We start from the raw sequence: 20,337 nt of genomic DNA, 5'->3' as shown, positions 1-20,337 counted from the left end.
ACCTCCTAATACATTCTTATATTAAGTATACAAAAATATGCAAGATAAAAAAACTTCACAAGGTCACTATAATGGTCACGAATTTCTATGACTAAGGTAATGTAAAAAGCCGTGATTAATAATCACGGCTTTTTTCTAGATCTTTAATGAGTATAATCAATTGAGTTCTATCTCTTAAATCTAGCTTATCTAATATTTTAGTTATATGATTTTTAACAGTTCCTTCTGCTATGAACAAAAAATTTGATATTTCTTTGTTAGATTTTCCTTCTCCAATTAATATGGCTATTTCATATTCTTTCTTAGTTAATTCTTTAAATATATCTCTATTTATATGATCTTCTTTAGTAGGTTTTCTATCCATAGAGCAGATCATTTTCTTAGCTACATCAGGTTGCAAGAGTACATTGCCTTTATACACTGTTTCTATGGATCTAACTAACTCTTCTGAAGATATATCCTTAAGCAAATAACCATCAGCACCGTTTCTTAATCCTTCAAATATATATTCATCCTCATTGAAAGTAGTTAATATTAGAACTTTTATGTCAGGATATTTTTCTTTTATAATCTTTGTGGCTTCTACACCATTCATTATAGGCATTCTTATATCCATCAATATAAGATCTACTTCTTTAGTTTCTAATATCTCTATAGCTTCTTGACCATTATTAGCTTCATCAACTAATAGTATACTATCATAAAGACTTAGCATCATAGTAAGGCCTTCTCTTATTAAGTTTTGATCATCTACTATAAGAACTCTTATCATAGATTTTTATTCCCCCTGAAACAACAAGATTCTTGGCTACGGTCACCCATAACACAGAGGCCCCCGTGTTATACTAGATAAACTACTATACCTACAAAATGGAGTACAGATGCAGCTAAAACAAATAAATGCCATATTGCATGATTATAAGGAATCCTTTTATTACTATAGAATATAGTTCCCAATGTATATAAAAGTCCTCCTCCTAATATCCACATAAAGAATCCTAGTGAAGCCATTCTAATAATAGGCTTTACAGTGAATACTGCTATCCATCCCATAGCTATATACAAAATAAGTGATAATACTTTAAATCTATCAAATTTTCCAAAGGTAAATATTTTAAACAACACTCCAAATATGGCTATTGACCAAACTGCAACTAATATACCAATTCTTAATGCTCCTGTCATAGTAAGCAGAGCTATTGGAGTATAAGTTCCTGCTATAAATAGAAATATTGATGAGTGATCAAATACTCTAAGTACCTGTTTTGCCCTTTCATTAGTGATACTATGATATAAAGTAGATGAGAGATACATCATAATCAAGCATGCTCCATATATACTAAAAGCAACAATCGATATATTATCCCCTTTGTTTATTGAGAGTATTAGCAGTACCACTAGAGACACTATTCCAAATAGTACTCCCAAGCCATGGGTGACTCCATTTGCAATTTCCTCTTTGATAGTGTACTTCTTACTTAATTTTTGAACTGGATTTTTCTCTTTCATATTTACACCTATCCTTTCCCTCAAAACTTACCCCTTTAAGCATTAATCTTGGTTTGTTAAAATAATTGGTCCTTCCTTTGTAATAGCCAATGTATGCTCATATTGGGCTGATAGCTTTCCATCTACTGTTCTTGCTGTCCATTCATTATCATCCATTTTCATTCTATATGTTCCCATATTTATCATTGGTTCTATTGTAAGTACCATACCTTCTACAAGTCTTTGACCTCGACCTTTTATTCCGTAGTGTGGTACTTGAGGATCTTCATGCATCTTCTTACCTATTCCATGACCAACAAAATCTTTAACTACTGAATATCCATAGGATTCTACAAAGGACTGGATAGCATGACCAATATCTCCTATTCTATTCCCTACTACAGCCTGCTCAATACCTTTATAAAGAGCTTCTTTGGTAACTTCTAATAACTGATTTGCCTCCTCTGATACATTGCCTACTGCATAGGACCATGCAGAGTCTGCTAACCATCCATCCAAATTAACTACCATATCAATAGCCACTATGTCTCCTTCTTTTAAGGGTTCTTTCCTTGGGAAACCGTGGCATATTTCATCATTTATAGATGCACAAATTGCATATGGATATCCATGATATCCTTTTTGTTCTGGAATAGCATTGTTTTTCTTTAAATAATCCTCTACAAATTCATCTATTTCCATAGTAGTTATTCCAGGTTTTATTATCTTAGCTATTTCTTTGTGTACATTGGCTAGAAGTTCTCCGGCTTCTTTCATCTTTTGAATTTCTTGTTCTGTTTTTAATATAATCATTTAATCTCCCTTTCTACAGACATATTGTTTTTTACCTGTTTCATCATTTCAATAAACTCCATATCATCATATAGGTTCACAAAATCTTTATCAACCTTTATATATTCTATTATACTAGGAAGTAAAATTATTGCTTTTCTCGTATCTTTAATAGCATCTTTTTTATTTCCTATCTTTGAATAACAACAGGCCCTATTATAATAGAGGTCATGAGCACTAGGACAATGGTTAATTCCATCTGTTAGCAAATCTATAGCATCATGGAGCTTATCTTGCTCTATATAGATTGCTGAAATATTTAAGTATGAGTACCAATACCCTGGATTACTCTCTATAGATTTATAATAGTATTCTATCGCCTTCTCATCATTTTTTAACATTTTATAAATAACACCCATATTAAATAAAGCTTTGTAATAATTTGGTTCAATCTCTAAGCTTTTCTCTACCATTTCATAGGCCTTATGATATTCTCCTATTTCTTCATATATAGAACCTATATTATTATGTGCCCGATAATCATCAGGTACTATTTCAATTACTTTCTCATAATACTCTATTGCTTTATCTCTATCCCCATTTTCATCAAATATATTTGCTGCATAATAATAAGCTCTATCATAGTATGGGTCTATCTCTATTGCTTTATGATAATATTTCAAGGCTTGATTTTTATCTCCTATTTTCTCATAGATCATAGCCATTCCATAGTAGGCACCTGCTTCCTCTGGGTCAATTTCCACTATTTTTTCATATGTGCACAATGCATACAGAGATTCGTCTGTTTCATCATATATTTGAGCAATATTAAATAAAATTGCAATAGTATCTTCTATATTTCCCCTAAACTCTAAGGCCTTTTGATAAAAATCAATAGCTTTTTTTTTCTCCTCATTTAGGTAAGAGTTCTCTGCTAGTAGTACATAATTATATTGTCTATCATTATCTTTTATTTGCTTTCCCAATAAAAAACACCTCTTCAAATTATACTATATATAGTTTACCACATTTCATAGAAAAAAAAATAGAGGAAATCTTATTCCTCTACCTTAATGCTATATATTTATAATTTATATTCAGCTATATATTTATAGTTATATTCTCCGTCTGTAAATATTCCATCAATTAGAGTCCATTTGTTACTAAGTCCTACGGCTTCTGCTAAGGATTCGAAATAATACATAATTATACCTGCATCCATTAAATTAGGTACTTCTTCTTTATTATATTTCAGTAGCAAGACTACACTATCCTTTTGAAGTATAAATCTCCAAGGTTGTTTATTTAGGGCAGAAGGAGCAAATCTTATATGGTAGAATAAATCGCCTAATCCTCTATTCTCTAAATCCTCTATATTTATTGGGTTTCCAATTTCATTATTATATACTAGTTCATCTACGCCGACTCTCTCGCTAAAGGGTTCATTTAAAAAAGGATTTTTTGACTTTCCATATCCTATGGCCAACAAGTAATTAAATTCTCCTACAGTATCTCCAAAGACTTCCAGCTTAAGATTTTTATCTACATCCTCTATACTGACCCAACAAGTATCTATCCCTTTATTATTCAACTCAGTAATTAATTTTTCCATGTAATATGCACTATAAATTATGCTCTTCTCTTGATTGTTCATGATTTCTAATGCTACATAGTGTGGACTCTCTATCATAACACCGGAATACCCACCTATTCCTTCTAAGGAAGTATATAGCTTTTCTCCATACTCATAAAGCTTAAATCTAATATTCCCGTTACCCTCTTCTTTTTCTAAAGTGTTTAAGTATAATCTAATTTCATCTAGCAAATTCCCGCTCATGCTTTTGTGCTTAAACTCACGATCCGATTTTCTATCTCTTAAAAAGCTTTTCATCAACACCAACCCCCCATATTAATTCTTTTATAATATATACCACTAAAAATAGTTTCTAATCTAATAGTTAATTTTATGCAGTCCCTTAAATGGATAGCTTTGGTATAATATATTGTTGGTTATATTATTATACTCTAATCAGTTTTTATGTTAAAATAGAGAAGATAAATTTAAAAGTAGGTGTAGTGATGAAATTAAGTAAAGAACAAGAAAAAGCAATACAGCATATTAAAGGGCCAGCTCTAGTACTAGCTGTGCCAGGTGCTGGAAAGACAACAGTACTCATACATAGGACTGCAAACCTTATACAAAATTACAAAATTGATCCAGAAAGAATCTTGTCCATAACCTTTAGCAAAGCTTCTGCTAGAGATATGAAAGAAAGATTTAACAGGAATTTTTCCGATATCGCTTCAATTCCTGTTCATTTTTCAACAATACATAGTTTCTGTTTTTCCTTGATACGAGAATATGCATATATAAATAAAATAAAATATACTTTAATTGAAGAAGATAAGAATCAGTTAAATAAGTATAATCTAATTAAAAAGATGTATTTAGATATTAATCACGAATATATTACTGAAGAAAAATTAGAATCTCTACTGAACTCTATTGGATATATTAAAAATATGATGCTAACTGTTGATGAGTTCATCAAAGATAATAAGCCTGATATAGAGAACTTTAAGATTATATATACTACTTATGAAAAATATAAAAGAGATAATAATTTAATTGATTTTGATGATATGTTGACTACAGCATTACAAATCCTCACGAATAACAGATATATATTAGATAAGTATCGTGGAAAATATGATTATATTCAAGTAGATGAAGGACAAGACACATCAAAAGCCCAACTGGAAATAATAAAATTGTTAGCAAGTCCTAATAATAATTTGTTCATAGTAGCTGATGATGATCAATCAATATATGGTTTCAGAGGAGCATATCCAAAAGGATTACTTAATTTTAATAAAACATATTCTAATGGAAAACTATTCTTTATGGAACAAAATTATAGATCCTCTAAAAATATTGTATCAGTATGTAATCAATTTATCAGGAAAAACACATTAAGGTATAATAAAAATATATCTACTAAAAATACTTATATTGAGCCTATAAATGTTGTAAAAGTTAACTCCATTGATGAACAATATAAGTATTTAGTTGATGATTTGAAAAACAGAGATTTGTCTAGTTGTTGCATATTATATAGAAATAACCTTTCATCCATTGGAATTATTGAGGTTTTTGAAAGAAATAGCATCCCTTTCCATATGCGTGATATAAAGGTTAGATTCTTTAATCATTGGTTGATACAAGATATATTGAATTTTATGTTATTTTCTCAAAATCCTAGCAACATGAATATATATGAAAATATTTATTATAAAAAAAGAGGATTTATATCTAAGAAGCAAATTAACTATGCTAAAACTCTAAACTACAATCTTTCTGTATTTGAGAGAATAATGGATTTTCCTGGATTATCTAATTTTTATAAATCCACTATTAGGGAGTTAATTGTTGATTTTAAAAAACTTTCCAAGATGCATCCTTCCAAGGCTATTAATTTTATTGAACATAACTTAGAATACGAAAGATATCTTAAAGAGAATTCCATGAAATTTGGCTATACTTATGATGCTTTAAAAACAACTTTATATTATTTAAAGCTTATAGCTAATAAAACAGAAACTTTAGAAGAATTGATTAAGAGACTAAAACACCTAGAGTATTTATGTAGAAACTCTAGAGACGAAAAGAGTGGGGTAACTTTGTCTACAGTTCATTCTGCAAAGGGTCTAGAATTTGATAGAGTATATATGATTGATTTAGTTGATGGAGATTTCCCATCTATATCTAGTATTGAATCATCCATAAAAGGAAAGTATGATTTGATAGAAGAAGAGAGAAGGTTGTTTTATGTTGGAATGACTAGGGCAAAATATCATCTATCACTATTGACAATGAATAGTATTGGAGATAAATTGGTGGAGCCATCAAGGTTCTTGATGGAGCTGGAAAAGGGAGAAGCATAAGCTTTTCCCTTTTTCTATAATAAGTATAATTATAAAAAATATTTTTTTTTAGTTTTCTTCATTTTTTTATGAGTAAAATAAAATTTAATTGTAATACTATATATGTAGGTACAACTATTGGCAAAGGAGGGAATAAAATAATGGCTAAAGATCAACAAAACAATAAGAGAAATAATAACAACAAACAAAATTCAAAAAGAGAAAATGACAATAACCAAGATAACAAAAATAATGACAACAATAGGCAAGAAAACAAAAGAGAAGATAATAAATAAATAAAGGTCCTCATTATAAGAGGACCTTTATTTATTTACTCACTGAATTCTTCAATATTTGTAATATCCACCGTAAAATATTCACTAGGGTTTATACTAAAATGTCCTGATTCATAAGGCATATCTTCTACAGTAATGTATACCTTCTCAACATCATAAAATCTACCCAAGGTATTTACTATACTCTTTAGTATTTCTACTTCTAATGCTGAACCTGCATTCATATCTGTCAAAAATTCTTCTGAAAAATCTACTTCTAAAGTCCAGGAATTTCTATTAAGATCAATTTTATTTATCCTTGTATCCTTTGAAATTGGTGGAATTAATTTATCAGAAGGTGGATTCTTTAATAAAGTCTCTAAAATATACTCTATATTATCATTTGTATTAAACTCTATACTCTGGTTTACCAATGCTGTACCAATATCCTTGAAGGTTGGGTAATATGTTTCTATTTTGATTTCTTGAGGCTGATCATCAATATTTTGTAATAAAGTTTTGATTTCATTAACATCATCCTTATAGATTGTAGCTACATGACCTATACCTTTTGCGTAATAATCCATCTGTATGGCACCATTAGCAAAATCTGTCGTAACTTCCAATGCATCATATATCCCAGAAGGAGTTTCTATTTTTGCTTCTTTACCTGTAATTTCTCTGGTATAACCTTCTTCAGTGGTCCAAGAATTACCCAGATCTAAAGGCTCCTTTAAAATTATACTACTTTTATTTGAATTAGAATTTATCATGTTCTCAATATGATAAAATTCACCTTCTGAAAATATTTCAGTCAATACTCCATTCTTATACTCTAATACCTTTACAAATACAGTCCCAGGATTCATAATCTTCATTTGTGCTCTATTGTTTTCAACAAATTCCACAAAAGTCTTTCTTTCTGCGTACTCATTCCCAATCCCTTCATAATCCATTACAATATTTTCTTTGAAGGGGTAGTAATCGCTGATTAATGATACTTCAGCCATAGATACTTCTTCATTACTTAATGCTCTATCTTGTTTTATAGATACGGATTTTCTACATCCAACTGAAAAAACGGCAGTGATTATTACTATCCAAAGTAAGAGCTTTTTCATGGTATCACTCCTATAACTATTTTAATATTTGATTCTAATTATATCCACTTACAATAATTATAATCTATTATATTGAAAAAGTCTTTACGATTCAATTACAATTGGAGATTGCACCATGTAATATTTGACTATTTTACCAAATAGTCCCATCTACAATATTTCGATATGGGGGTTAAGTTTGTAGATGACATTCTTTCTCTCAACAATGACAGAAACCTTTTTAGACAAATCATTATCCTCTCTTAATGCTAAAAACAATGGCTTATTAGGGTTTATAGCAACTGGATTTCCTACCATCCGAAGCATGGATAAATCTCCTGTAGTGTCTCCATAAGCAAAGCTTTTATCTAAATCTACATTATATTTTTGTATTAACTCATTTAGTATTCTAAGCTTAGATTCAGAATCCCACATCTTTATTATCTCACCTGTAAACTTGTTTTCCTCATCGACTTTGTATATAGTCCCCCTATATTCCGTAACTTCATATTTTTCAGCCATTTTAGAAACCAAAAAATCTGGGCTACCAGATATAAAGAAAACCTTATGTCCTTGATCTTTATGCCACTCTATCTGATCTCTAGAATATTTATATACCATATCACCATTTAAATTGATTACTTGACTAGCAATAAATTCAATATAAGATTTGTTTACACCTTTTAACTCATCTAAATATACCTTTGCCAGTATCTCCAAATATTGCTCAAAGTCTCCAAATCTACTTTCCCATTCATGATATACCTTCTTTACCTTAGTATACCAGATCACAGGGTCTATGACTTCATACTTCATAAGCTTTTGAAAGTGTTCAATCATCAAAGAATTTCTAAATATAGTTCCGTCTATATCAAAAAATGCAGCTATATTTTTCATAATATCACCCAATCTATTTATATTATACTAGTTATACCCATTTTTTCTTGAGTTAATTCTACTAAAAAAGGAAGGTTATTAAACCTTCCTTTTAGTACTATATATTCTATTTCTAGAGCATTAAAAATATGATAAACCCTAATATAATAAATATAGGTGAAAACACTAATAGGGCTGATATAGCAATTGCAAAAAAATCATTCTTCTCCAATATCATATTTTCACTTTCATTCTTTAACCAGTCTGCCTTAGGATCAAAGTTTTCTAAGTCAAAATTGTCATCTGTAGGATCTTCTACATTTGGTTGATTCAGAGTGTTTTTGTCCTTAAGCCAATCCATTGCTCTATCTATTTTTCTTTGTAACAACATAGTTACATCAATGCCTTTCTATAATTAATCTGCTGTATTTAATTTATGATGACAAGCTACAAAATGTCCTGGTCTAGCTTCCTCAAATGTTGGAGCTACTTTCTTACATATATCTGTAGCATATCTACATCTAGTATGGAATTTACATCCTGATGGTGGCTTAATAGGACTTGGTATATCCCCTTCTAGTATTACAGCTTTTTTCTTATCATCAACATCTGTAGTCGGTATAGCTGAGAAAAGTGCTTCAGTATAAGGATGCATTGGATGAGCATATATTTCTTCTGTTGTTGAAAGCTCCACAATATTTCCTAAATACATAACTCCTACTCTATCACTAATATACTTAATTACAGATAAGTCATGAGAAATAAACATATAAGTCAAATTCTCTTTTTCCTTTAAATCCAATAAAAGATTAATGATCTGAGACTGAATAGATACATCCAGTGCTGATACTGCCTCGTCACAAACAATAAACTTTGGTTTTAAAGCAACAGAACGAGCGATTCCGATACGTTGTCTTTGACCACCAGAGAATTGATGTGGATAACGATGAACAAAGTATGGAGCTAGACCACAATCTTCCATAGTTTGAAGAATATAATCTTGAACCTTCTTATCAGTCTTAGCAAATATTTTATGAGAATATAAGCCTTCAGATATTATTTGTCCAACAGTTAATCTTGGGTTCAATGAGGAATATGGATCTTGGAAAATTAACTGCATATCTTTTCTTAAGTATCTCATTTCCTCTATCTTTAGCCTTGCAAGATCAATACCCTTATCTCTGTATTTATCATTCTTTGCAAAATCAGGATGATCTGAATACTTAGCCCTTAACTTTTCAATATCTACTTGTATAGCTTCCATTTCTTTTTCAACTTTTGCAAGCTCATTCTCATGATTCTTTATATTACTTAAATATTTTTGTACTTCATTATTTATTTCTGATTCGGATTTGCCTTTTTCTGCTAGTACAGATTTCTCGCCTTCCATCTTTATCTGTTCATCATTAATTTTATTTCTAAGTTTACGAGCCTCTATACTAGTGTTATATTCTTTTAAAAGAATTTTTGATACTGGTGCTAGATCATCAGCTACAAACAATCCACCAATCAGTTGTGTTATATCAAGATATGCCTTTCTTGCTTGTTTTTCTGCCTCACGAAGCTTATCTAAAGCATGATATTGCTCATCACCTTCAGGTAATGATTCAAATACTTTTAGTGCTTCTGCTTCTTTTTTCTGTAAGTCAGTTAATTTACGACGCTCAGATACCAGATTATCTAGTGTATTAAAAACATATTCTGGCGCTAATTCATCAATATCACAGCCATAATACATAGTTCGTCCATCTGTTTGATTATATAATTGTAGAAGAGTACGACCCAATGTAGATTTACCACAACCACTTTCCCCTACTAATCCTAATGTTTCCCCTTCATAAATTTCCAGGGAAATATCATCATTAGCTCTTACAAATAGTTGTTCTTTGTCTCTAAAAGAGGCTTTTTTCACTGGGAAATATTGTTTCAAGTTTTGAATTCGAATCAACACTTTTTTATCATTCTTGTTAGCCATTGGATCTCACCCCTTTCACTGGATAGAAGCAACGAATTTGGTGACCAGGCTCAAGTTCCGCTAATTTTGGCTCTTCTTTCTGGCATTTATCCGTTGCATATTTGCATCTAGGCGCAAATTTACAACCTACAGGCAAATTCAATGGATGAGGTACTGCTCCAGGTATTGCTTCTAGACGAACTCCAGTAGGAGTATCTAATCTTGGAATTGATACCATTAAACCCTCTGTATATGGATGAGAATATGTGCTATCCTTACCAAATATAGTTTTAACTGGTGCTTTCTCAACAACTTGGCCGCAATACATTACAGCTACATCATCTGCCATTTCATTGATAACACCTAAGTCATGGGTTATAAACAAAATTGATGTGCCTATTTCTGCTTTTAAATCATTCATTAGCTTTAGTATTTGAGCTTGGATTGTAACGTCCAATGCTGTAGTAGGCTCATCAGCAATTAATAGCTTTGGAACACATGCTAAGGCCATAGCTATCATTACACGCTGTCTCATACCACCCGATAGTTGATGTGGATATTGCTTTGCCACTGACTCTGGATTTGGTATTTTAACAAGAGATAACATGTCAACTACTTTTTTTGCTGCTTCTTTTTTACTCATTTTTTGATGTATGATAAATGGTTCTGCAATTTGCTTTTCTATAGTAAAAATAGGATTTAATGATGTCATAGGCTCTTGGAAAATTACAGAAATATCATTTCCTCTTATTGACGGCATTTCCTTAATAGGTACATCTATAAGACTTTTTCCATCAAATATTATTTCACCACTATCTATATATCCATTACCATCTAATAATTTAATTATACTCATTGCTGAAACACTCTTGCCGCTTCCGCTTTCCCCTACTATGCCAAGGGTTTTTCCGGCTTCAACAGAATAGGATACATCGTTTACTGCTCTAACTATTCCTCTTTTAGTTTCAAAAAATGTATGCAAATTTTTAACTTCTAATAGCGCCATCTACTCTTCCCCCTAACGTTCTTGAGATTTTGGATCAATTGCATCACGCAAACCATCACCGACTAAGTTAATGCAGATAACACATATACCTAATACGATAGAAGCAAATACCCATCTCCACCAATAGTTTTGGATTACAATACTATTATTGGCTCCATATAGCATATTTCCCCATGTTGGTTGTGGTGCTTGAACTCCAAATCCTAAATAGGATAAACTTGATTCAGTCAGCATACTTGATGCAAAAGACAAAGTTGCAGATACTATAATAACTGAAATAACATTTGGCAAGATGTGCTTAAACACAATATTCATTTCCTTAACACCAAGTGCTCTAGCAGCTATTACATACTCTTGCTCTCTAACTGAAAGTACTTGAGCACGAACTAATCTTTGAAGACTTGGCCATGAAAGTAATCCCAGTATGACCATTATCAAGCCAATTTTCTGATTGGATTCCATTGAGTTACCAATCAAAGCTGATAATATCATTGCAAATGGTAAGAAAGGTAATGAAGATACTACCTCAGAAAGTCTTTGTAATACTAAATCTATCTTTCCACCAAAGAAACCTGATAAAGCTCCAACAACTATACCTATTGTAGTAGAAATAATTACAGCTACAGCACCTATGGTCATAGACATACGTCCACCATTTAAGAGCCTAGTAAAAATATCTCTACCTAACTCATCAGTTCCAAATAAATATCCTTTTAAACCCCAAGTAAGTATTTGTCCATCTTTTGTAATTCCATAGTTTTGATAAAATCCAGAATAAATAGTTTCAATATCTGCAGAGTTCACTGAACTAGGAACAGTTGCTTGTTTATAATAATCTGCACCCCAACCTACTACATCATTGTTTTCAGTTAATGCAGTATAATGATATCTACCACCATAGATTTTAACAATCTTAGAATCAGTTTCAGGAACAGTTCCTTCGCCTTGTACAGATATATTTCCCCATACAAAAACTTGTCCATCTTCATTTACTGCTGCCATTGTAGACGCAGTAGCTGCTATATCTACAACTTTTCCCATATTTTCAGGTATTCTTGAATAACTACTTTGTTGTGCACCTAAGTAAACAGCTTCACCATCAACAGTAAGACCCATTGCAGCATCAGCAGTAACAGCTATTTTAGCCAATTTACCTTGATAAGGATGGAATTCATTATAATCATTATTCATTGTATTACCAAAGTAAACACTTCGACCATCTTCAGTAAGCACTAAAGAAGATTGATAACCTGCATAAATATCTTTGATTTTTGTATTATTTAATTCCATTGGAATTGTTGCTTGTCTTTGACGATCATTTCCCCATCCAAATAGCTGCCCTTGATCATTTAAAGCTATTGCATGGTCAAAACCTGCAGCAACTCTTACAAGATTGCCCATATCTATTAGTTGTTTCGTGTTTTGATCTCTAGGCAAGTTTCTTATATCAACAACACCTGTGACCCTTGTTTTCCCCCAAATATATAACTGTCCATCTGTTGAAGTTGCTACTGAGAATGTAGGTCCTACAGCTATATCTGCTACTTTACCAACTATTGCATCAGGATATTCCATTAAGTCATATCCAGGTGCTATATTTTGTTGAGATGTTTCAGAAAATGACAAGTCTATAGGCTTAAAAATTGGTCCAATTAAAACTGTTAATAGTATTACAATAAATAATACAAATCCAGTCATAGCTACCTTGTTACTCTTAAAAGTTTTAACAACTGTACGCAATGGACTTTGTACTTGCTCCTCTTCCATTAGAGACAACTCTTTTCTTGATCCAAAAAGATTTCCTAAGAGAAGGCGTAAGAAACTACTTTTATTTTTATTGTCTTTATTATCATTAACTTGTTTTGTACTCATATCTGTTCCTCCCTCTCCTATTTATTAACTCTAACTCGTGGATCTACTATTCCATAGCTTAAGTCTGTGATTAAATTACCTGTTAAGGCAATTACAATATAAAATAATTGTATAGCCATTACTACTGGATAATCTTGATTGTTTAAGGAGTCGATAAGCAATTTACCTAATCCATTTAAAGCAAACATTCTTTCAATAATTAAAGAACCATAGAATATGCTCATAAACCAACCAATTAGTAGAGTAACAACTGGAAGAAGGGCATTTCTCCAAGCATGAGAAAATATAACTACCTTTTCTTTAAGTCCTTTTGCTCTAGCAGTTTTTATATAGTCCATAGTCAATGCATCAGCCATAGCCGCACGAACATATCTTGTAATTCCACCCAATGAACCTATAGTCATAACTCCTAAAGGGAGTACTAAGTACTTTAGCTTGTCTAGAAATGCTTGCCATTCAGTTCCTTTGAAATTAGGTGTCGCCATTCCACTTACAGGGAACCAGCCTAATTTAACAGCAAATAAGTAAATAAATAATAATGCAAAGATAAATACCGGAATACTATATCCTACTATTGTCAATACTTGTACTGCTTTATCAAAAGTTGAATTTTTCTTTATGGCACAATATATACCTAGTGGTATTGTAATACCAAGACCTATAATTACTGCAAATATATTTATAAATATTGTGTTTTTTAGAGGAGTGCCTATGATTTTTGCTACAGGTTGTTTATGTACTGCAGACATTCCTAAATCTCCCTTTAATAAGCCTTTCACCCATTTCCCATATCTTATATGTGTTGGATCATTTAACCCTAGTCTCTCTCTAGCTTGCTCATATGCACGCTGATATTCATCAGGCTTTAGTAGTTCCTTTAAGGTCTCTACTTCTGCCCTAGCAGGGTCTCCAGGTATCATATCGTATAAGGAAAACAGAATAACAGACATAATTGAAAATACAAATATCATATATAAAATTCTTTTTGAAGTGTATTTTAACATTTTATTACCTGCCTTATTCAGAATTTGTTTTTTTATACTGGTTTTTAAAAAATAAAAATAGTATTTTACTGCTTTATCACATATTAGTTCTATGTAGAAATAGGGTATTCACATACCCTATTTCTTAATGCATTTATTATATTATGTTTTTATTACTCTGTTACGTAAGAATAAAGAATAGCTTTATCTATACGAATTAGAGGATTCTTAGCATAATCTTTTAATTTTTCGTTGTAGAAATCATGATATAAGTTTGAATATAGTGGAAGATCTGGTAATAATTCATTCCATAATACTACATAGTCAGCAAACTTAGTTAAGAATCCTGCTCTGTCGCTTGGATCAGTTAAAGGAATTGCTTTAGCTTTGCTTTCTAAGTCTTTGTTTAATAAGAAGTTAGTATTGTAACCAGCTTTAACCATTTCAGGATCAGTTGTAAATGTAGTTGTTGGGTCATATATTGGAGTGTAGTTTGTAGCTAAGTTATACATTCCATAAGTTGGAACCCCATATTTTGCATCTACTGAAGCATCACGATACATGTAGTTCAATAATTCTGTAAATGTCATAACAGTTTGATTAATCGCAATACCAGCTGCTGCTAAATCAGGATTTTCTTGTAATTTAACTACTAGTAAATCTGATACTGCATTATTTTCTGATGAAGCCCATTCAATTGATAATGGCATTATTGTACCATCAGCTAATTTTTTATGACGAATTCCTTCTTTGTAAGGATTACCACTTGCATCTAATACCCAACCGCCTTCTTCAAGTACTTTAACAGCTGAGTCTAAGCTATATGGATATGGGTTTAATTTTTCATTGAAAGTTGCTTTATTTTCTTGGTAGAACCACATTGATTCACCATAAGGTCCATTAACTACTGTACCGAAACCACCTGTGAAAGCCTTAGCAAAGTCATTTCTATCCAATAGGTGAGCAACTGCTTGACGAACTTCAACAAATTGAGTTGGTCCAAAGTCACATTGGAATACTAACTTACCATAACCTGCACGTGGATAAGAAGTATAGCTAAATCCACCTTTGTCTACAAGGTCAAGACCAGCATTAATTTCGTCTCCACTTGCCATTTGTGATAATATATCTACTTGGCCAGTTGATAACTCATCTAAAGCAGTTTCTGCTGTAACTCTCTTATAGATAACTGTTTTAACTAAAGGTTTTTTTCCTGTATAGTCACCAGGGTAATTTTCATTTACTTCCATAACAGCTATTTCAGCTGATGTATCAAAAGAAACTAATTTGTAAGCTCCCGATGCTGGGAATGTAGCTGCTTCATATCTAGCTACGTTCCATCTGTCTTGATAAGCTTCTGCTGTGAAGTTATCTGAGAAATATGCACCTTCTCCATCATCTTTAATTGTAACTGTTTCATCAGTCCAGAAAGATAATTTAGTTGGTCCAACGCTTACGTTTGGTAATTCATAGAAATATGGTAGGTACTCAGCTGCCATAGTAACTGAGAAAGTCTTATCATCAATTAATCTAACTCCTGAGAATACCTTTGATTCGCCTTTGTTGAAAGCACCATATCCAGTTAAATAATAACCATAACTAGCTTTAGCTCCTGTTGATTGAACTTGATTGGATGACCAAAGCATAACTGAAGTTACATAGTCTAATGCTGTTATAGGAGATCCATCAGCATATACTAGACCATCATTAATTGTCCAAGTATAAGTTTTTGATCCGTCTGCATTTTCTGTAACATCATAGCTCTTTACAGTAGTTTCATTAACTAAGTACTCACCTTCAAAAGTCATATCAACTGTTGCTTGACCAGTAATGAAATTGTATACATCATAGTCTGCAGCGTTGTTTGTCCAATATGGTACCCAGTCACCTGATAACTCAGTTGTGTTACCAATTGTAATTTGACCAGTTGGCTCTGTAGGAACATCGCTTACATCTGCTGGGTCATCTGTTGGTGTAACATCACCAGTACCTGGTGTATCAACTGGTTGATCATCTTTAGGTTTACAACCAACTAGAAATGCTGATAATACTAATGTTAGAATTAGTAAAAAAATAATACTTTTCTTCATCATTATTTTTCTTCCCCCTTAAATTATTATTATTTTAAAAAGTTAATATGATAAATCATACTACCTTTCAAAAACTAAATTATATTACACACTAATAATATATTGTACAATATATTATTCTATGTATTAGAAATTATGTTTCTTTGCTTTATCTAAAAACAACTTGTCCATAATAAAGCTTGTTATTATTCTAATACATTTTTTTGATAATTTCAATCTATTTTTTACTATAAACTTAGTGAAATAGACACATACCTGTTGTTTGCTAAGTTCCAATTGTAAACAAGTTTTCAAATTGTTTGAAAGTTTATTACTTTCACTTAGATTATTTATATCTATTTAAAAAATAAGCATATATATATTATATATACTTTTGCTGAATAGTCAATCAATTCTTGAGAATTTGAAATTTTAAGCAATACAGTTTTCTCAGAACAATGTGTTAATCATCTAATTTTAAGAAGATTAACAATTATTTCCCTTTCGCATCAGTAATATAATTTGTCACTTTATACTCAGTGGCTTTTTCAGCATACCATTTTTCAAATGCAGTTGATAACTGACTATTTACCAAAATGTCTTTTATTTCATCTTTACTTTCTTCATAGTTTGCTTCAATTGCTTCCTTTTTTTCCTCTACTTTTATTATGTGGTATCCAAAACTGGTCTTTACTGGATCACTAATTGTATTTATTTCTAAACTAAATGCTGCATCTTCAAATTCTTTTACCATTCCTCCCCTAGGAAAGAATCCTAATTGTCCACCATTATTCTTATTGGATTCATCTGTTGAATACTCTTTTGCTAATTCAGCAAAATCTTCACCATTTTCTAGTTTACTTTTAACTTCCTTTGCTAATTCTTCTGTTTCAACTAATATATGGCTAGCTTTTACTTCCTCTACTTGACCTAAAGTATCCTTATAGTTTTCGAAATAATCCTGCATTTCATCCTCAGTTATTACCATATTAGGCTCTAAGAGGCTTTTTAACTTTAAGTTCATAACTATATTGTTTCTTAATTCCTCTATAGTATATCCATAATATGCCATAGCTTCATTAAGTGCTTCTTCCCCACCAGAATTCTCTTTTAGTGCGTTCATTTCTTTTTCAATTAATTCTGCATCAATTACTACATTATGCTTTTTAATCTCTAAGGCAATAATTTTATCAGAAATCAGAGACTCTAATACTTCTGCTCCAGTTTGCTTTACCATTACATCATATAATTCATCCTTAGTTATTACCTCATTATCTACCTTAGCCACAATATCTTCATTACTACATGCTGTTATACTTAATAATAATATTAAGCAAAATGCTACTAATGTGTACTTATGTACAATTCCTTTTTTAAACATTCTAATCATTCTTTTAATAACCTCCATATTCTTATTTATAAAACTTCAATATTTTTTGAAATTTTATATTTTACTTATTATACACTATAAATTTAGTTTTAGGGTGATAGAATTATGAAATAATTCCAAGAAAAATAAAAGGATCCCAATTCATAGTAGATAAATTGCTTTTGTAAGATGAATTTGATAATATAACTATTAGAATAATATGAAAATGATATGATAAAAAGGCGGGAAGAAATGGATAATAACGAGAAAAAACACAAGAGGCGTGTTAGATATAGTGGAACACATCCGAAAACCTATAAGGAGAAGTATAAAGAGCACCAACCAGATAAATATTCTGAAACTGTAGCTAAAGTAATTCAAAAAGGAAGTACTCCTGCAGGAATGCATCTTTCAATTTGCGTAGATGAAATACTAGACTTTTTACAAATCAAACCTGGTGAAATCGGATTAGATGCCACATTAGGTTATGGTGGTCATACATTAGAAATACTTAAATCTATGGATAAAAAAGGTCAACTTTATGCAACAGATGTAGATACTATTGAATTACCGAAAACAGAGCAACGATTAAAGGACTTAGGTTACGACGAAGACATATTAAAAATTAGACAAATGAACTTTTCAAATATAGATCAGATAGTATTAGAATCTGGTCCCTTGGATTTTGTGTTGGCAGATTTAGGCGTATCTTCAATGCAAATAGATAACCCAGATAGAGGTTTTTCCTTTAAGACCGAAGGTCCACTGGACTTAAGACTAAATCCTAGAAGAGGAAAATCTGCTGCTGAAAGACTAGACCGGATTTCAAAAGATGAATTAGAGGGATTGTTCATAGAGAATTCAGATGAACCCTATGCTAAAGAAATAGCTGAAGCTATAATATCTGAAATTAGAAAAGGAAATAGAATAAATACGACTACACAGCTTCAACAAATTATTGCAAATGCCCTGAAATTTCTTCCACAAAAAGAAAGAAATGAATCAATTAAGAAGTCATGCCAAAGGTGCTTTCAAGCCCTTAGAATAGATGTAAATCATGAATTTGAAGTGTTGTATGAATTTCTGGAGAAACTTCCCAATAGCCTTGCTAGTGGAGGACGTGTTGCAATACTATCTTTCCACTCTGGTGAAGACAGATTAGTTAAAAAGAGTTTTCAGCATTATTTAAGAGAGGGTATTTACAGTGAAGTATCTTCTAGTCCTATCAGACCAACACAAGAAGAATGTAATCTTAATCCTAGAGCACGATCTGCAAAACTTCGTTGGGCTATAAAAGCTTAATTATGTAGCCCTATTATATGATATAAAAAAAGGCTTCCAAGAAATCTCTGGAAGCCTTTTTATTACTGTGGTGCGCCTTCAGGGATTCGAACCCTGGACACCCTGATTAAGAGTCAGGTGCTCTACCAACTGAGCTAAAAGCACATTTATTGAACTAACATAAATTATTATACTCCTATTTTTTAAATTTGTCTAGAGTTTATTGTTAATTTTAAAAAATACTAAAGAATTAATTCTTTAGTATTTTTTATTTAAAAATGTAATAGCTATAGTTCCTGGACCTGAATGGGCACCTATTGCAGCACCTATTGTATTTATTAAAAAATTAGTGGTGCCAAAAGATTTAGTAAGCATTTCTTTAACTTTTAGTGCCAACTCTAGATCATCTCCATGAGATATTCCAATTATTTGATTCTCCAAATCAGCATCTTTACCTCTTTCTCCTATTATATCCATCATTATCTTATATGCTTTATTACTGCCTCTTGCTTTTTCAAGAGGAACTAGTTTACCGTCTTCCATATTTAATACTGGTTTTATATTTAATAATCCCCCTAGGAAGGCTTGAGTTTTGGTAACTCTTCCACCTCTAAATAAGTATTCTATATTATCTACAGTAAAAATGTGTTCCATATGAGCTGCATAAAAATCAAGGAGACTAAGTATTTCTTCCTTTGATTTTCCTTCCTTTGCCATTTGAGCTGCTTTTAGAACCATAAGACCAAATCCTCCAGTTGCAGCTTTTGTATCAACAATATCTAAGTCAAATTCAGGATATTCTTCTAGGATTGTACCTTTTACAAATATGGAAGTCTGATATGTACCTGATAATCCAGAAGAAAAAGCTACATAAATAACGCTATCACCATTCTTTGCATATTCTAAAAACTTTTCGGTAAATGTATTTGGTGGTATCTGGGCGGTTTTATATACCTCACCGTTTTTCATACCATTATATACTTCTTCTGGCTTTATAGTAATATTATCTAAATACTCCTTATCATCTTTAATTACCATTATAGGTACAATATCAATATCATATTCTTTTACAATATCTTCTGGTAAATCGCAAGCACTATCGCTCAGTATTTTTATCGCCATCTCTATCCTTCCTCCTCTCATTAAATATTATATCATAATATCCATATTATAACTTATAAAATGAAATTTGTGGTATATATTTTTTAATTGCAAAATAGATTATAATACTATTATTATAAGGGGTTGAGTTATATGAAATTATTTTTTATTAAGAAGCGAAGTTTTTACTGGCTAATTGCTATACTATTAATATTAATTCTTCTATTTATAGGCATTCCCATACTAA

18 protein-coding genes and 1 tRNA gene are annotated in these 20,337 nt (G+C 31.3%); 3 read left to right on the top strand and 16 right to left on the bottom strand.

Going from position 1 to position 20,337, the window contains the following annotated elements:
• Positions 1-115: 115 nt before the first annotated feature.
• The 5 genes from RIN63_RS14410 to RIN63_RS14390 all read right to left on the bottom strand — a co-directional run bounded on the left by RIN63_RS14410 (position 116) and on the right by RIN63_RS14390 (position 4,171).
• Positions 116-772, bottom strand: a complete 657-nt coding sequence (locus RIN63_RS14410; RefSeq protein ID WP_310445447.1) for a response regulator transcription factor — start codon at positions 770-772, stop codon at positions 116-118.
• 68 nt (positions 773-840) lie between these two features.
• Positions 841-1,509, bottom strand: a complete 669-nt coding sequence (locus RIN63_RS14405; protein ID WP_310445446.1) for a hemolysin III family protein — start codon at positions 1,507-1,509, stop codon at positions 841-843.
• 42 nt (positions 1,510-1,551) lie between these two features.
• Positions 1,552-2,301 (bottom strand): type I methionyl aminopeptidase, encoded by a 750-nt coding sequence (gene map / locus RIN63_RS14400; RefSeq protein ID WP_310445445.1) that lies wholly within the window; start codon positions 2,299-2,301, stop codon positions 1,552-1,554.
• The gene (locus RIN63_RS14395; protein WP_310445444.1) at positions 2,298-3,266 is read right to left on the bottom strand and encodes a tetratricopeptide repeat protein; all 969 of its coding nucleotides are present in this window, start codon (positions 3,264-3,266) and stop codon (positions 2,298-2,300) included. Before RIN63_RS14395 ends, map begins: the two co-directional genes overlap by 4 nt.
• Positions 3,267-3,364: 98 nt before the next feature.
• Complete coding sequence (locus RIN63_RS14390; protein ID WP_310445443.1) at positions 3,365-4,171, bottom strand: nitroreductase family protein; 807 nt, start codon at positions 4,169-4,171, stop codon at positions 3,365-3,367.
• Positions 4,172-4,359: 188 nt separating this feature from the next.
• Between RIN63_RS14390 and RIN63_RS14385 the strand changes: the two genes are divergently transcribed.
• Together RIN63_RS14385 and RIN63_RS14380 are read left to right on the top strand one after the other, a co-directional pair.
• The gene (locus RIN63_RS14385; RefSeq protein ID WP_310445442.1) at positions 4,360-6,225 is read left to right on the top strand and encodes an ATP-dependent helicase; all 1,866 of its coding nucleotides are present in this window, start codon (positions 4,360-4,362) and stop codon (positions 6,223-6,225) included.
• A gap of 140 nt (positions 6,226-6,365) precedes the next feature.
• Positions 6,366-6,500 carry a hypothetical protein gene (locus tag RIN63_RS14380; RefSeq protein ID WP_310445441.1) on the top strand — a complete coding sequence of 45 codons (135 nt, stop codon included), beginning with the start codon at positions 6,366-6,368 and terminating at the stop codon, positions 6,498-6,500.
• Positions 6,501-6,535: 35 nt separating this feature from the next.
• Here the strand turns inward: RIN63_RS14380 and RIN63_RS14375 are convergent, their stop codons facing one another.
• The 9 genes from RIN63_RS14375 to RIN63_RS14335 form a co-directional block, all read right to left on the bottom strand.
• Positions 6,536-7,600, bottom strand: coding sequence for a GerMN domain-containing protein (locus tag RIN63_RS14375; protein ID WP_310445440.1), 1,065 nt, complete (start codon positions 7,598-7,600; stop codon positions 6,536-6,538).
• Between the two features lie 150 nt (positions 7,601-7,750).
• Positions 7,751-8,476: an HAD-IB family hydrolase gene (locus tag RIN63_RS14370; RefSeq protein ID WP_310445439.1), complete on the bottom strand. Its 726-nt coding sequence runs from the start codon at positions 8,474-8,476 to the stop codon at positions 7,751-7,753.
• A 112-nt stretch (positions 8,477-8,588) separates the two neighbouring features.
• The gene (locus RIN63_RS14365) at positions 8,589-8,846 is read right to left on the bottom strand and encodes a hypothetical protein (protein ID WP_310445437.1); all 258 of its coding nucleotides are present in this window, start codon (positions 8,844-8,846) and stop codon (positions 8,589-8,591) included.
• A 24-nt stretch (positions 8,847-8,870) separates the two neighbouring features.
• Positions 8,871-10,430 carry an oligopeptide/dipeptide ABC transporter ATP-binding protein gene (locus RIN63_RS14360; protein ID WP_310445436.1) on the bottom strand — a complete coding sequence of 520 codons (1,560 nt, stop codon included), beginning with the start codon at positions 10,428-10,430 and terminating at the stop codon, positions 8,871-8,873.
• Positions 10,423-11,415 carry an ABC transporter ATP-binding protein gene (locus RIN63_RS14355; protein WP_310445435.1) on the bottom strand — a complete coding sequence of 331 codons (993 nt, stop codon included), beginning with the start codon at positions 11,413-11,415 and terminating at the stop codon, positions 10,423-10,425. The genes RIN63_RS14360 and RIN63_RS14355 overlap by 8 nt, the downstream gene beginning before the upstream one ends.
• Before the next feature lie 12 nt (positions 11,416-11,427).
• Positions 11,428-13,287 carry an ABC transporter permease subunit gene (locus RIN63_RS14350; RefSeq protein WP_310445434.1) on the bottom strand — a complete coding sequence of 620 codons (1,860 nt, stop codon included), beginning with the start codon at positions 13,285-13,287 and terminating at the stop codon, positions 11,428-11,430.
• 17 nt (positions 13,288-13,304) lie between these two features.
• Positions 13,305-14,291 (bottom strand): ABC transporter permease, encoded by a 987-nt coding sequence (locus RIN63_RS14345; protein ID WP_310445433.1) that lies wholly within the window; start codon positions 14,289-14,291, stop codon positions 13,305-13,307.
• Positions 14,292-14,443: 152 nt separating this feature from the next.
• Positions 14,444-16,363: an ABC transporter substrate-binding protein gene (locus RIN63_RS14340; protein WP_310445432.1), complete on the bottom strand. Its 1,920-nt coding sequence runs from the start codon at positions 16,361-16,363 to the stop codon at positions 14,444-14,446.
• Positions 16,364-16,832: 469 nt separating this feature from the next.
• Positions 16,833-17,729: a peptidylprolyl isomerase gene (locus RIN63_RS14335; RefSeq protein ID WP_310445431.1), complete on the bottom strand. Its 897-nt coding sequence runs from the start codon at positions 17,727-17,729 to the stop codon at positions 16,833-16,835.
• 210 nt (positions 17,730-17,939) lie between these two features.
• On the opposite strand from RIN63_RS14335, the gene rsmH reads away from it, so the two are divergent.
• On the top strand, positions 17,940-19,010 hold the full coding sequence (gene rsmH, locus RIN63_RS14330) for a 16S rRNA (cytosine(1402)-N(4))-methyltransferase RsmH (RefSeq protein WP_310445430.1): 1,071 nt from the start codon (positions 17,940-17,942) through the stop codon (positions 19,008-19,010).
• A gap of 68 nt (positions 19,011-19,078) precedes the next feature.
• On the opposite strand, the gene RIN63_RS14325 is transcribed toward rsmH, so the two are convergent.
• A tRNA-Lys gene (locus tag RIN63_RS14325) sits at positions 19,079-19,154 on the bottom strand.
• Positions 19,155-19,247: 93 nt separating this feature from the next.
• Positions 19,248-20,111 carry a DegV family protein gene (locus RIN63_RS14320; protein WP_310445429.1) on the bottom strand — a complete coding sequence of 288 codons (864 nt, stop codon included), beginning with the start codon at positions 20,109-20,111 and terminating at the stop codon, positions 19,248-19,250.
• Positions 20,112-20,337 lie beyond the last annotated feature (226 nt).

The sequence above is a fragment of the Tissierella sp. genome (genome assembly GCF_031460495.1).
GTDB lineage: Bacteria > Bacillota > Clostridia > Tissierellales > Tissierellaceae > JAVKTS01.
Note: the sequence above shows the minus strand (reverse complement) of the source record. Positions and strands in the feature narration are given on the sequence as shown.